Source organism: Stenotrophomonas sp. YJH_SMC_64, assembly GCF_059371375.1.
In genome coordinates this window covers 170,782-183,693 of sequence record NZ_JCAFUN010000005.1, presented here as the reverse complement: position 1 = coordinate 183,693, position 12,912 = coordinate 170,782, and the positions used below count along the sequence as shown (strand labels likewise).

The following is a 12,912-nucleotide window of genomic DNA, read 5'->3' as shown; positions in this document are numbered from 1 at the left end:
TGCGGTTTCATCCACGCGTGGCGTGGACCTCCCCCTTTTGGCCGCCGGGATTACGCGCGCTGCGCGTAATCCTGGTAGGACTTCTCTTCCACGTACGCCGAGCCCAGCGCCAGGTTGATCGCCTTCTTGATGCGCGCACGCTCGTCGTTGCGCAGGTAGACGCTGCGCGCCAGGTCGACGAAGCCCTGGTCGAACGCCTGCGCCTTTTCCTTCAGGCGGATGTCGTCCTCGATGTCCCACAGCTGCTCGTTGACCGCCTTCAGCTCGGCACGCAGCTTGGCGATGTCCTTCACCGCCGCCGGGTGCGCCATCCAGGTCTGCTCCAGCGCCGACAGCTCCCTGCGCACGTTGGCCAGCTTGCCCTCGTCGCTGATGCGCTCGGACTTGATCTGCAGGATCGAGATCTTGTCCAGCAGCTCGCCGAAGGACACGGGGACAAGGATTTCAGCGCTCATGGGGGAAGGCTCCAGCAGGTGATGCATACATGGTAACCCGCGCGGCGCAAACGCTGCGCCCCGTCGCCTGCAGGGTCAGCCGAGCGCGATGACTGGGGGAGATCCCCCCGCAGCTGCGTTAGCGGTCTGGAGAGGCGGCCTGTCGCCCTCCTCGCCCGGCCAGTCCAACGGCCGAGCGCGCGCGACCCGCCCTGCCCAGGCTGCAACGTGTTGAAACCACGCCGCATCAGCGTGTTCATGCAGCGAAAAAGGGGCGGCAACCGCACTTCACTCCTTTCCGTGGAACTCCGCATGCATCGATATCCCGCCCTCCCCACCCGTCGCGCCACCGTCCTCGGCAGTGCCCTTGTTGCACTTCTCGGCATCGCTGCCGCGCCGCAGGCCCATGCCAGTGCCTTCCATGTGAATGGAGACACGCTCTACTACACCGGCAACGTGCTGGCGACCGATCCGCAGACGCTGGAGGCCTACATCCTGGCCGCGCAGGCCCGTGGTACGCCGCTGCGCCAGGTGGTGTTCCGCAACTCGCCGGGCGGGGCCGCCTCCGGTGGCGTGGGCATGGGCGCCATCATCCGCCAGCATGGGCTGGATACCGTGCTGGACGGCGGCTGCTACTCGGCCTGCGCCGACGCCTTCGTTGCCGGCGTGAAGCGCAAGGTCACGCAGTTCGGCCTGCTGCCAGCGCACGGCAACTACACGGAGACGGTGCTGGGCATCCATGGCGAATCCGGCCCGAACGGCCCTACCCCGTACCCGGGGCAGGACAAGTACATCAAGTACTACCGGGACATGTTCGGCCCGACCGACTTCGCGGTCATCGAAGCGCGCATCGTCCAGGCGCACTATGAACTGACCCAGCAGTCGGGCTTCCTGCGCTACTTCGACCCGAACGTGGCGGCCGTGGCCACGCGCTTCTGCCCGACCCGCGACCAGAGCGCGGCAGGCAACTGCACCGCGTATCCCGGTGTCACCTTCTACAGTGATCGCGTCGTTACCGAAGCCGGTTACGTCCAGCCCGGCGACGTGCTCTCCATCGACAAGGACGTGAGCGGAGACCTCAATCCGAACCTGGCCGTGCGCGGCCGTTACACCAATGCACTGGCCAACCTGCGCTACTTCCAGCAATCGGCCCCGGACATCCGGCTGGACGACGCCTTCGGCGTGATCCGCATCGGCAAGGGCGGCGTCTGGTCGCTGGATTCCGCCTCAGCCGCGCAGTATGTAGTGGCCGATGGTGGCACGCTGCGCCTGCAGCAGAATGGCTGGATCCACCACGCCGAAGCCATCGGCGCCCGCAATGGCGGGCGCATCGAGCTGCAGCAGGGCGCACTGCGCAGCCTGACCGTGGTCGAACGCGGCGGCGTGCTGACCGGACACGGTTCATTGAATGCCACGATCGACATCAACGAGGGCGGAACGCTCGCGCCCTCCGGCATCGTCATGCGCCCCTACTCGCTGGAAGCACTCGCGCCGGGTGGCGACGACGTGTTCACCAGCGAACGCTTCCGGATCGGCAAGGGGCGCTACATCAACCTCAATGACGGTGCGAACCTGGCCTTCCAGGTCGACAGCCAGCGCACCGCACCGGCACTGACGCTGGAAGAAGCTCGCTACTTCCTGGTCGAAGAGGACCGGCGGTCCGGTGACTACAACCTGTACGGCAACATCAACCGCGCCGTGCTGAGCATTGCCCCCAGCGCCAGGCTGACGCTGGACATCAAGCAGGCGTTCTTCCCGGCCGGGCAGCAGAACCACCTGGTGGGAACCCAGGTGGATGCCAGCGCCCTGCAGCTGCCCATCGCCCCCTGCAGCGCGTCGAACGGTGAGTACGCTGGCCTGTGGTGCCGCACCGCTACGCCCGATACCCTGACCCGCGCAGCGCCGGTGTCGGACTTCATCGAAGGGCGCTTCCAGTACGTCGAGCGCAGTGGCGAGGCCGGCAGCGCGGTGGACCTCACCGCTCCCGGCGCTGTATTCCGCCCTCGCCACAATTCACTGCTCAGCTTCACCGTCAACCAGACCGGCAGCGGCCTGTGGCTGACCGCCAATCCCTCCTTCGACGACACACGCTTGTTCGGCAACGCCGCATCCGGCGACGGTCTGGGCATCGCACTGCAACAGGCCGCTGCGCAGCGCACCTCCTCGATGAGCGGACTGCTGGGTGCCCTGCAGTTCGCTGACCGCGATGACATCGCGCGCCAGGCGGGAGCATTGCGCGGCGACGCGCATGCCAGCCTGCGCCTGGCCGATACCGCACTGGTCGGCAGCATCGGCAACGTCGTGCAGCAGCACCAGGCAGCATCGCGCAGCGGTGGCGATGCGGACGGCCTGGCAGCACAGGCCGCGCAGACCGCCTCGGCGCAATCGGCAACGACCGGCAGTCGCCTGTTCAACCAGCTGGCGATGCACCTGGTCGCACCGGCAGATGCAGGCAGTGATGCGGGCGACGCCGGACACAACCGCAGCTTCTGGGCGCGCGGGTTCGGCAGCCATGGCCGTATCGAGGGTGGTGCGGGCGTCGCCGGCCTGAACCACACCATCGGCGGCATCGCGCTTGGTGCCGATACCCGTCTGGCAGACGACCGCGTGACACTGGGCGTGAGCCTTGCCGCGGCCGACATGTCGACCCGGTCCAGCGAAGGTGCAGGATTCAGCGGCGATGTCCGCGCGCTGGATATCGGCGGCTACGTGGACGCGCTCTATTCGCGTGGCTACCTGTCCGCCGCCGTCCGCTACACCGATCTTCGCCACGACACCCGTCGCAGCATCGAGGGCATTGAAGGCCTGCAGGGACCGCTACGTGCGAAGTACAGCAACGACGCGATTTCCGCACGCGTGGAGCATGCGTTCTCGTTCACCACCGGCAACGGCGTGGTGATCCAGCCGCTGCTGCCGGTGATCGACTACACGCGCACCTCGGCCACGCGGTTCAATGAAGGCCAGGACGCGGCCGCACTGGTCGGCCGCAGTGGCAGCCTGGAGAGCATCCGGGTGGGCGCTGGCCTGCAGTTGTTCAAGACCTTCGACGGCAACAACGGCGAGCGCATCACCCCCCGTGCCCGCGTGGTCTGGCAGAAGGAGCTGGGCGATACCCAGGCCCGCTACAGCAACGGCTTCGCCGCCGCCCCGGACCTGCTGTTCAGTGCCAGCAGCCAGCCCGTCGGTGAGCAGGTCCTGGCCTGGAACCTGGGCGTGACCAGCCGTGCCAGCAAGCGCCTGTCGGTGATGGTTGATTACGTGGGCGAACGGCGCGACGGCCAGACCCAGAACGGCATACAGCTGGGGCTGGGCTACACGTTCTGAGCACACGCCATTCGCACAGGGCATGGATCCCCACCCTGTGCGAATGGCCTTGCCTTCCACGCCGTGCGTGGATGCACCCAGCGGGCAACGAGCGGCGCAACGTCTCGGGCGACGCGCGAAACGCGCGTCGCGTTCCCGCGCCAGATGAAAGAAGAAAGGCTGCCTTTCGGCAGCCCTCTCCAGTCGAGGGGATGATCACCGAACTCATCCAAGCAATGACTTGCATCCGCCACACAGGGAATCGCCGGGTGAAACAAGTCCCTCTGTTGAGGGGCTGCCCCGACAGGGGCGGGGAGAGGCAGGCAAAGGGAGGGGCCCACGCGTTGCCACGCAACGTGTGGGGCGACGCGCGAAACGCGCGTCGTGTCCCGCGCCAGATAAAAGAAAAGGGCTGCCTTTCGGCAGCCCTTTTCTTTTATCTGGCGGAGAGGGGGACTGCCATAGATCCGTCCAAGGAAATCCAGCGGCATCGCAAATAAATTATATTTGCCATTTAATTTCAATGGCTTACAAGTGACATCATCCAGCACCGTCCAGCAACAGCCATCACCACCCAACGCGAAATGGCATACCAGATGGCATACTGGATGGCATACCAGATGGCATACCAGACACCCATGGCACTGCTTACCGACATCAAAGCCAGAAGCACCACTCCCGGGAGCACAGCACTGCCACACGGCGGAGTCCCCGGCCTAAGCCTGCATCCTTCACGCACAAAGAAGGGGCAAGGTAAGTGGGTCCTACGCTACGTGAGCCCTGCCACTGGCAAACGCCGCAATGCAGGCCTCGGCAGCTACCCGCATGTGAGCATCGCCCTTGCCGGCAAGCTGGCTCGCGAAATGCGCGAAGAGATTGCACTTGGGCAAGATCCCCTGGCGACCAAGGCGCCCGCAGTTGCTGCACCCGTGATGCCAACCTTCCAAGAGGCGGCAGAACAGGTACATGCCGAACTCAAGCCAGGGTGGAAGAATGCCAAGCACGCCCAGCAGTGGATCAACACGCTTACCGAGTACGCCTTCCCCAAGATCGGCTCCTTGCCGATGGACCAACTTCAGCCCCGTCATATGGCCGATGTCTTGCGCCCGATCTGGCTGGAAAAAGCGGAGACCGCTTCCCGGGTAAAGCAGCGTTTGCATGCCGTGATGGCCTGGGGCTGGGCGCACGGGTTCAACCAAGCCAACCCTGTGGATGTAGTCACCCATCTGCTACCGGTACAACCCAGCAAGACGGTCCGACAAGAGCACCAACCTGCCATGCCCTGGACTGACATCCCGGCGTTTGTCAAAACCAGACTGGTGGATACATACGAGCTAGATGTCACCAAACGTGCGCTGCTGTTTTTGATCTTGACCGCTGCGCGCTCTGGCGAAGTCAGGGGAATGACTTGGGATGAGGTCAATTTGCGCAACAAAGTCTGGATCATTCCTGCCGATCGCATGAAAGCCAGCCAGACCCATCGAGTCCCACTCTCTGAGCAAGCCATCACTTTGCTGCAGGTACAGGTAGGCAAGCACGATCATCTGGTCTTCCCATCGATCCATTCCCGAACAGTCCTCTCGGACATGACCCTAACTGCGCTATTGCGCCGCCTGAAGGCCCACAGCGATAGCGACAAGCGGATAGCCACCGCGCACGGCTTCCGGTCAAGCTTTCGCGACTGGTGCAGCGAGGAAGGCTATGCTCGGGATCTTGCTGAACGCGCGCTGGCCCACACTGTCCAAAACAAGGTCGAAGCTGCCTATCACCGCACCGATCTGCTGGAGCAACGACGCCCCATGATGCAGGCATGGGCTGATTTCATCCTCCCCAGACCTGCTCCGGACTGCTCTAGTCAGCCCATAGACCGACACGAATAGTGTTCAAGACATCCGGCCTCGACTCAATCTCTGGATCTCCCACGACAAGTTGAACAGGGCTCTACCCCCATCTCACTAGGATGGGGGTGGACAGACGGGCAGATGGGAAGTAGTAATATTACTAACACAACTCCCATCGCGCCATAGCTCACGGCTTTGGCCATCGACGCCCATGAAAACCTTGCCTGTGACAGTCTGGCCTGTCCGGGACGCCTCATCGTCCCTACCTCTACCCGTTCTCGGTAGCACTGTCGCCTGCGGCTTCCCCAGTCCTGCTGAAGACTTCTTCCGGGAAGAGGATCGCTTGGATCTCAATGCCAAGCTGGCACCCAACCCACCAGCAACGTTCCTGGTACAGGCCGACTGCGGCGGCGCTGCACCTTCGAACGGCAGGTAACGGAGCTGCAAGTACGGGACGCACTGATCAACCGCTCCAGCCAATTGGGCGGACCGAAGATGCAACAAAGCCTCACGTCGATGCAAAACAGGCATGGCTACCTAAATCTGCTTTGGGATCCCCCAAAAAACGGAATCCCCCCTTCCATTCATCATTGATGCTATTCTTCCAAACAATTTTGACGAAAAGTCAAAGGCGAGAAAGGAAGCATCAGGGGGGATGCATGTTGGAAAAGGATTATTACGAAGTGCTGGGAATCCGCCCCAGTGCGTCAATCGACGAAATCGATCTCGCGTACAAGGGACGGAGGAGCCAGTATCACCCAGATCGTTATGCCAGCTCCGATTCCGAGACCCTCGCTTGGGCCACGGAAAAAATGAAGGAACTGAACGCGGCCTACGCCATTCTTAAAGATCAGAGTGAGCGGGCTCGGTTTGATCAGCAGCGCGGGAAGCAATCTGCCAAACCGGCCGCTTCACCACCACCTATTCCGGAGCAAGACGAACACAGGTCGTTGCTGGAATTTCTTCAGCGGCATGCACCGGACAACGAGTTCTTCCAGAAGATACATGTCGCTCCCAACATCCCGCAGAAAAAGCTGGGTGGTGCTCTGGAAAGCTACGGCCGAGGGCTAAACCCGCGCAATGTCATCGCGCTGATCGACGACACCGTCTTTGGAAGTGCCAAAGAGGGCGTGCTTATCACAGAGCATGAGGTCAGATTCAAGGCGGTCTTCGAATCCCTCTGCTCGGTCCAAGTGGAAAAGATCGAAAGCATCGAGGCTTATAAGAGCAGGATCAAAGTCAATGGGCATGATTTTGGGAAACTGAACGTACCTGACTCAGACGAAGTCCATCATTTCTTTGATCTCTTCAATGCCTTTTGTCAGCAGCGCCGTGCCAATGCGCCGCGCGAGACCAGGTACAAGCGCCCGGCTTCTGCCGGAACAGGACATAGAGCCATCACGCTGCTGGAAAAGGGCTACTACAAGACTTTTGAGCAAAATATAGGAAAGAAAATCAGGGCCACTGAAGGAGCGGAGCAAGCGGTCATGCAGCTTGCTAACCTGCTGCTGCCGATATCCCTCTCGCTTGGAGAATGGATTGAATCAGACAGCGCGGTTCCTCGCGACGTGCGTTCACTCTGGACGAGCGACGCCATTCGCTTTGAGCTCCTTACATACTCAATCGCCGCCGCTGAGCATTTGATCAGAGCAAACATTCCGGACGCGCGTGATTATGCGGATGAGATCGCAGCAGCTACTGCGACTGCCATGCTGATCGAATGCATCATCGAAGTCAGTGGCCTCAAGGCCATCAGAGGCCTCCACAAGATGGAGATCATCCAGCAGGAGCTAAGGAATTCGGGATTCTTCAACGAATTCATGCGTAGATGGAGCCGATACAAGCTCCTGATATCAGAACGGGATGCCTCCGGCTTGATTGATGAGTTCGAGCATTCCATCCGCTCGCCCGCGCTTATGGAGCTCTACCCAGTGACCGCGTTCGGCAACGAGTTCCTGGTCTTCATGCGCGAGGCAACAGACGCATATCTGCCCACGGATGCCATTCCCGGATTTCTGGATGAAGTTGACGATAATATCGAGAGCGCACTTCTTGAGTGGATCGCCTAGTATCTAAGAAACAGCTTAAAAATCAAGGAATGACCGTGAAGAAACTGGCCGTAATTTATTTCATCATTGCAATCATCTTCGCTTTCTACGGAAACTGGTGGGGCGACGACGCTTACAGGGGCTTTGCATACAACCTGGGCAAATCATTTGTCTGGCCTGTAATCATCTTCCCGTCGCTTGGAAAGATACTCGGCGGCATTGTTCTACTTGGCGTACTGGGTCTGGTATTGGCATCGAAAAGGTGAACTAAATGGCAAAGAACACAACAATCATCATCATGACGATGATCCTTTCGATGCTACTTGTGGCATGCGATGGAAAATCGCGAAGCAGATATGTGGCCAGCTGTTCCGCTCAGGGCATCCCGAAAGAACTGTGCTCGTGCTCGTACAAGGAACTGAAAGGAAAGTTCAGCACCAAACAGATCGACGACTATGTTCGGGGCGAGAAGCTTCCGGACCGGGAATGGAATGGGGCACTGGTCGACACGCTGGAGAGCTGCGGGGTCGGTAAAGAAGCCGCTTTCGTGGTCAGACGCGCGCTCGGGCTTGACCTGCCGGTAGATCTTCCAAATCCGTCACTTGCCACGCCCCCCGCAATGCAGCAGCAGGAATCTCAGCTCCCTTTGCAAGAGCCGGAATTCTCGCAATGCGGAAAGGATACTGACTGCAAGGGTGACCGGATATGTGAGTCTGGTCAGTGTATTGCACCTTACAGTGCCGGCTCCATGCAGTCACCTGTGGAGCCTGCATACACATCGCTATCAACTGATGCGACGACATGCACAAACGCTGAGCGGCTGATCTTTAGCTGCACCACCACGAACCAGAAGCAGGTAGCGCTTTGCGATTCTGGCTCGGAGCTGCGATACATCTTCGCGCGACGTACGCAGAAGCCCGAGATGAACCTCTCTGTCCTCCACAGCATGGTTTCAGTGGCGCGAACCTCGTCGATGGAAACGGTCAGGATTCCTACGGGAAATACGGTCTACAGTATCTTCGACCAGACTAGTGAGAGTGGCGCCAGGGAGGCGGGGGTCAATGTCGAGATCAATGGCCGTCACGCCGCAACAGTTCAGTGCGAGCCATCGTCAGTCACAAACCTAATCGACAACCTTCGTCCATAGGTGAGCGTGTGCAGGGTTTTTTGTGTAACTGAACCGCTCCGACTTTCTTGGAGGCACTGGATTTGATTCAGGCCGCTTTGGCCTGACCGGCTTGCTGCCGATAGTAAGCCGCTTCGGCTTCCGCTGGCGGGATGTTCCCGATCGGCCCCAGCAGTCATTGGTGGTTGTACCAGTACACCCAGTCCAGCGTGGAGCCAGCTCCACCTGATCGCGATTGCGCCACGAATGCCGATGGATCACCTCGGCCTTGTACAGCCCATTGGTCGTCTCGGCCAGCGTGCTGCCATAGCTATCGTGCACGCTGCCCGCCGACAGTTCGACCCCGGCCTCGGCTAGTTGTGTAGCGACCCATCGGTTCCTGCTCAGGTCATGCTACTAACAACCAAGCAGTTGGACAGCGCCGCCAAACGAAGTGGTCACAGCAGCCAGCCAGTTGGACTCTTGGCATGGCACCGATGTCCGCTTTCGGCCAGAAGCGGACCTTCGAGAACAGCCGGGGGAGATGAGCACGGCCTTCCCAGCCGCGTTGAATCACAGGCATGTGACCGGTGGCGATGCAACTATTCAGTGCTAGCGGGGAAGCGATTCAGATATCGGCACAAGACGAACGGCACTATTCAGGTAATCCTGGATCGTCGGGCGGTCTCGAAGCAGCGAATCGCTCTTGGTTCTGGGCGTTATGTGATCGAGCACGCCGAGCCACGGTTTCGACCCGGCGGGGGCCGACGAGCCCTTCGAGCTGCGTGCGGCCGATCTCGGTCAGCGCAATCACCGCACCCTCGCCATACAGGCAGTCCCCGTGCGTTTGCCCATCCGGACCACCGTCTCTCCAACAATACGCAGTCGCCACCAATTGACCATTGGCATCGAACCATCGCGATGTACCGTCCGTCGCCGCCTGCCACCTCAATCGATTGGCTAGGCTGGCGCTGCCGGCGGACATCACCCTGCGATCGGGGGCCGAAACGGCGCGACCGGGTGCGCGTGCGGATACGTGCTCGCTTTGGCTTGCATCGCTGGCCGATGCGAGCCGATGTTCGCAACGGTCAGCAGGATCTCAGGGGGCTGTGCGGCCTGGCTGCAGCACAGCGCCAGTTGGTGAAGCCGGTGCAAGGCGGCGCCAATACCACGCTCAGGTGCCGGTGCGGCCGCTCCCGGACCATGGGCGGCAGCGGCCCGATGAGCGTGAACGTGCAGTTCGCTCGCCATACCCAAGACCGGCTGGACCAGCAAGCCCACGGCCAGCTGCGATAGCAGCAGCCAGCGTAGGCACATCCGCAGCGGGCCAAGGGCGGTCATGCAGGGGTCTTGCGTGCGTCGGCACGTGCGCGGCGGGCATCACCCAGGATCTCGACGGCTTCCTTGATCACATACAGCCCGATCAAGGCGCCGATCACGAAATCCGGGTACGGACTGGCCAGCCACCACACCAACAGGCCGGCCAGAATCACCCCGACGTTGGCCACGACATCGGCGCGGGTGAACAACCAAGTCGCCCGCAGGTGTACTTCGCCGGACTTCAGCGGCGCCAGCATGCGCAGCACGGTCATATTGACCACAAGCGATAGCAGCGCCGTGCCGATCATCCAGCCACTCACCGGCTCGGCGCCGTACATCACTCGACGGCCGACCTCCACCAGCACACCCACGCCCAGCACCATCAGTACGCTACCGCTGACCCAGGCTGCGTTCGCCTTGAAGCGGGCCGTGCGCCCGATGGCGACCAGGCCAATGGCATAGGCGGTGGCGTCGGAGAGCATGTCCAGGGCGTCGGCCAACAGGCCGGTGGAGTGGGCGATCCAGCCCGCAATGCCGCCGATCACGGCCATGGCCGCGTTCAAGGCCAGGGCAATCCAGAGCACGCGGCGCTCCTGCGCGTTCTTGGCCTCGTGATGGCAGCCGCAGTCACTCATCGGATCATTCTCCAGTCGCAGGGAAGCCGCGCCGGGCGGGGCTGGCATGGCACAGGCTGTGAGGGTAAAGTCTGTAGCTACTACGGAGTCAAGCGTACTACGATTGAAAATCAGTGAGGCTGCCGATGCCAGCGGATGCCACCTGGAGACGATCCGCTACTACGAGCGGATCGGACTTCTGCCGCGCCCGGGGCGCTCGGGCAATGGCTACCGGGTCTATGGCCCGGCGGACATTGAACGGTTGCGCTTCATTGCGCGCGGTCGGGACCTGGGTTTCAGCTTGGAAGAGGTCCGCAGCTTGCTGCAGTTGGCCGGGGATGAGGCCCTTTCATGCGCAGATGTGGATCGGCTGGCCCGCAGCCACTTGGCCGACGTGCGTGCGCGGATGGCCGACCTGCAGCGCATGGCCGGCGAGCTGGAACGAGTGATTGCCGGTTGCCACGGAGGGCAGCGTGCTGAATGCACCATCCTGTCGACCTTGCGCCAGCCGGTTTCTGTGGAGGCCGCGCACCAGTGACCGAAGTGGACCGCTACCTCGATGCGGCCACGCGCCAGAACACGGTGCGCAGCTATGCGTCGGCGCTGCGGCACTTTGAAGTCGAATGGCAAGGCCACCTCCCAGCCACACCTGACAGCATCGCCCGGTACCTGGCCGCCTATGCGCAGACCCTGCACCCAGGCCAAGTCAAGCAAGCCGCGCCGCTCCAGATCCGCCGGCTGGTCGAGCTCGATGACTGGTTGGCTGCAGCGATCGCCGCGGCACATGCCCGGGGTGACGGTGCGGCGGCGCTTCGCTACCAGCGGGACCGAGCGCTGGTGCTGCTCGGATTCTGGCGTGGCTTCCGTGGCGATGAACTGCTGCGTCTGGAAGTGGCCCATCTCACCTTGGTGCCGGGACAGGGGATGACCTGCTTCCTGCCGCGCAGCAAGGGCGATCGGCAGGCGGCCGGCGTCACCTATAAGGTGCCGGCGCTGTCGCGGTTGTGTCCGGTGGAGGCGACCCAAGCGTGGCTGCAGGCGGCTGACTTGCAAGAAGGGCCGGTGTTCGCACCCAAGGACAAGATCGGCGACTGGCTGGAGATGTACACCAAGGTCATGGAAGTCAATTACTGGTCTTCCACCAACTGCGTGAAGGCCCGCTACGACGCGGCCCGCAAGGAATGGGAAGTGACGGTGGAGCGCGACGGCGAGACGCTGGTCATCCGGCCGAAGCACCTGGTGTTCGCGACCGGCATGTCCGGCAAGGCCAACGTGCCGAAGATCGAGGGCCAGGACGTCTTCAAGGGCGTGCAGCAGCATTCGTCGCAGCACCCGGGGCCGGATGCCTACCGCGGCAAGAAGGTGGTGGTGATCGGCGCCAACAACTCCGCGCACGACATCTGCGCCGCGCTGTGGGAACACGGCGCCGACGTGACGATGGTGCAGCGCTCCTCCACCCACATCGTGCGCTCGGATTCGCTGATGGACATCGGCCTGGGCGCCCTGTATTCCGAGCGCGCCGTCGCCAACGGCGTGACGACGAAGAAGGCCGACCTGATCTTCGCCTCGCTGCCCTACCGCATCATGGCGGACTTCCAGATCCCGCTGTACGACCGCATCCGCGAGCGCGACGCCGAGTTCTACCGCAAGCTCGAGGAAGCCGGCTTCATGCTCGACTTCGGCGACGACGGCTCGGGCCTGTTCATGAAGTATCTGCGCCGCGCTTCGGGCTACTACATTGATGTCGGCGCCTGCGATCTGGTCATCGACGGCAGCATCAAGCTGCAGTCGGGCAAGGACATCAGCCACCTGACCGAGAACGCCGTGGTGCTGGACGACGGCACCGAATTGCCCGCCGACCTCGTCGTCTATGCCACCGGCTATGGCTCGATGAACGGATGGGTCGCCGATCTGGTCAGCCAGGAAGTGGCCGACAAGGTCGGCAAGGTCTGGGGGCTGGGTTCGGACACGACCAAGGACCCCGGCCCCTGGGAAGGCGAACAGCGCAACATGTGGAAGCCCACGCAGCAGGAAAACATGTGGTTCCACGGCGGCAACCTGCACCAGTCGCGCCACTACTCGCTATACTTGGCGCTGCAGTTGAAAGCGCGCCAGGAAGATCTGCCGGTGCAGGTCTATGGCCTGCAGGAAGTGCATCACCTGCGCTGAGCGGGAGGCTTCCGGAGCGACTCCCCGGCAAGGGGCGAGGCGCTCCGGCAACGACCACAGGAATTCACGAGCACGGAG

9 protein-coding genes and 2 pseudogenes are annotated in these 12,912 nt (G+C 62.0%); 8 read left to right on the top strand and 3 right to left on the bottom strand.

Annotation, left to right across the window (positions count from 1 at the left end; all coding sequences use genetic code 11):
- Positions 1 to 50: 50 nt before the first annotated feature.
- Positions 51 to 455, bottom strand: a complete 405-nt coding sequence (locus tag AC5P9L_RS07025; protein ID WP_005408281.1) for a DUF6165 family protein — start codon at positions 453 to 455, stop codon at positions 51 to 53.
- Positions 456 to 746: 291 nt separating this feature from the next.
- Here AC5P9L_RS07025 and AC5P9L_RS07020 point away from each other — a divergent pair, with 291 nt between their 5' ends.
- The 5 genes from AC5P9L_RS07020 to AC5P9L_RS07000 all read left to right on the top strand — a co-directional run bounded on the left by AC5P9L_RS07020 (position 747) and on the right by AC5P9L_RS07000 (position 8,773).
- Complete coding sequence (locus tag AC5P9L_RS07020; protein ID WP_262094772.1) at positions 747 to 3,758, top strand: autotransporter outer membrane beta-barrel domain-containing protein; 3,012 nt, start codon at positions 747 to 749, stop codon at positions 3,756 to 3,758.
- 563 nt (positions 3,759 to 4,321) lie between these two features.
- Positions 4,322 to 5,617 (top strand): tyrosine-type recombinase/integrase, encoded by a 1,296-nt coding sequence (locus AC5P9L_RS07015; RefSeq protein ID WP_495230593.1) that lies wholly within the window; start codon positions 4,322 to 4,324, stop codon positions 5,615 to 5,617.
- 620 nt (positions 5,618 to 6,237) lie between these two features.
- Complete coding sequence (locus AC5P9L_RS07010) at positions 6,238 to 7,647, top strand: J domain-containing protein (RefSeq protein ID WP_495230592.1); 1,410 nt, start codon at positions 6,238 to 6,240, stop codon at positions 7,645 to 7,647.
- Between the two features lie 35 nt (positions 7,648 to 7,682).
- Positions 7,683 to 7,892 carry a hypothetical protein gene (locus AC5P9L_RS07005; RefSeq protein ID WP_197572745.1) on the top strand — a complete coding sequence of 70 codons (210 nt, stop codon included), beginning with the start codon at positions 7,683 to 7,685 and terminating at the stop codon, positions 7,890 to 7,892.
- Positions 7,893 to 7,897: 5 nt separating this feature from the next.
- Complete coding sequence (locus tag AC5P9L_RS07000) at positions 7,898 to 8,773, top strand: hypothetical protein (protein WP_075675221.1); 876 nt, start codon at positions 7,898 to 7,900, stop codon at positions 8,771 to 8,773.
- Between the two features lie 67 nt (positions 8,774 to 8,840).
- Here AC5P9L_RS07000 and AC5P9L_RS06995 read toward each other — a convergent pair.
- Positions 8,841 to 9,112 (bottom strand): annotated as a pseudogene (locus AC5P9L_RS06995) (integrase core domain-containing protein); the annotation flags it as partial.
- 956 nt (positions 9,113 to 10,068) lie between these two features.
- Entirely contained in the window at positions 10,069 to 10,686 is a 618-nt protein-coding gene (locus AC5P9L_RS06990) for a cation efflux transmembrane domain-containing protein (RefSeq protein WP_062607640.1), read from the bottom strand.
- A gap of 103 nt (positions 10,687 to 10,789) precedes the next feature.
- Between AC5P9L_RS06990 and AC5P9L_RS06985 the strand changes: the two genes are divergently transcribed.
- From AC5P9L_RS06985 to AC5P9L_RS06975, 3 genes and pseudogenes are all read left to right on the top strand, one after another.
- Positions 10,790 to 11,203 carry a MerR family transcriptional regulator gene (locus AC5P9L_RS06985; RefSeq protein WP_099475787.1) on the top strand — a complete coding sequence of 138 codons (414 nt, stop codon included), beginning with the start codon at positions 10,790 to 10,792 and terminating at the stop codon, positions 11,201 to 11,203.
- A pseudogene (locus AC5P9L_RS06980) lies at positions 11,200 to 11,754 on the top strand (Tn3 family resolvase); the annotation flags it as partial. The gene AC5P9L_RS06985 and the pseudogene AC5P9L_RS06980, both read left to right, overlap by 4 nt.
- Positions 11,755 to 11,766: 12 nt before the next feature.
- Entirely contained in the window at positions 11,767 to 12,834 is a 1,068-nt protein-coding gene (locus AC5P9L_RS06975) for an NAD(P)-binding domain-containing protein (protein WP_495230595.1), read from the top strand.
- Positions 12,835 to 12,912: the final 78 nt, after the last annotated feature.

What these genes read in the sequence shown, in the direction of transcription:
- AC5P9L_RS07025 (WP_005408281.1), bottom strand. Translation starts at nt 455, where the DNA reads ATGAGCGCTGAAATCCTTGTCCCCGTGTCCTTCGGCGAGCTGCTGGAC.
- AC5P9L_RS07020 (WP_262094772.1), top strand. Translation starts at nt 747, where the DNA reads ATGCATCGATATCCCGCCCTCCCCACCCGTCGCGCCACCGTCCTCGGC.
- AC5P9L_RS07015 (WP_495230593.1), top strand. Translation starts at nt 4,322, where the DNA reads ATGGCATACCAGATGGCATACTGGATGGCATACCAGATGGCATACCAG.
- AC5P9L_RS07010 (WP_495230592.1), top strand. Translation starts at nt 6,238, where the DNA reads ATGTTGGAAAAGGATTATTACGAAGTGCTGGGAATCCGCCCCAGTGCG.
- AC5P9L_RS07000 (WP_075675221.1), top strand. Translation starts at nt 7,898, where the DNA reads ATGGCAAAGAACACAACAATCATCATCATGACGATGATCCTTTCGATG.
- AC5P9L_RS06990 (WP_062607640.1), bottom strand. Translation starts at nt 10,686, where the DNA reads ATGAGTGACTGCGGCTGCCATCACGAGGCCAAGAACGCGCAGGAGCGC.
- AC5P9L_RS06975 (WP_495230595.1), top strand. Translation starts at nt 11,767, where the DNA reads ATGTACACCAAGGTCATGGAAGTCAATTACTGGTCTTCCACCAACTGC.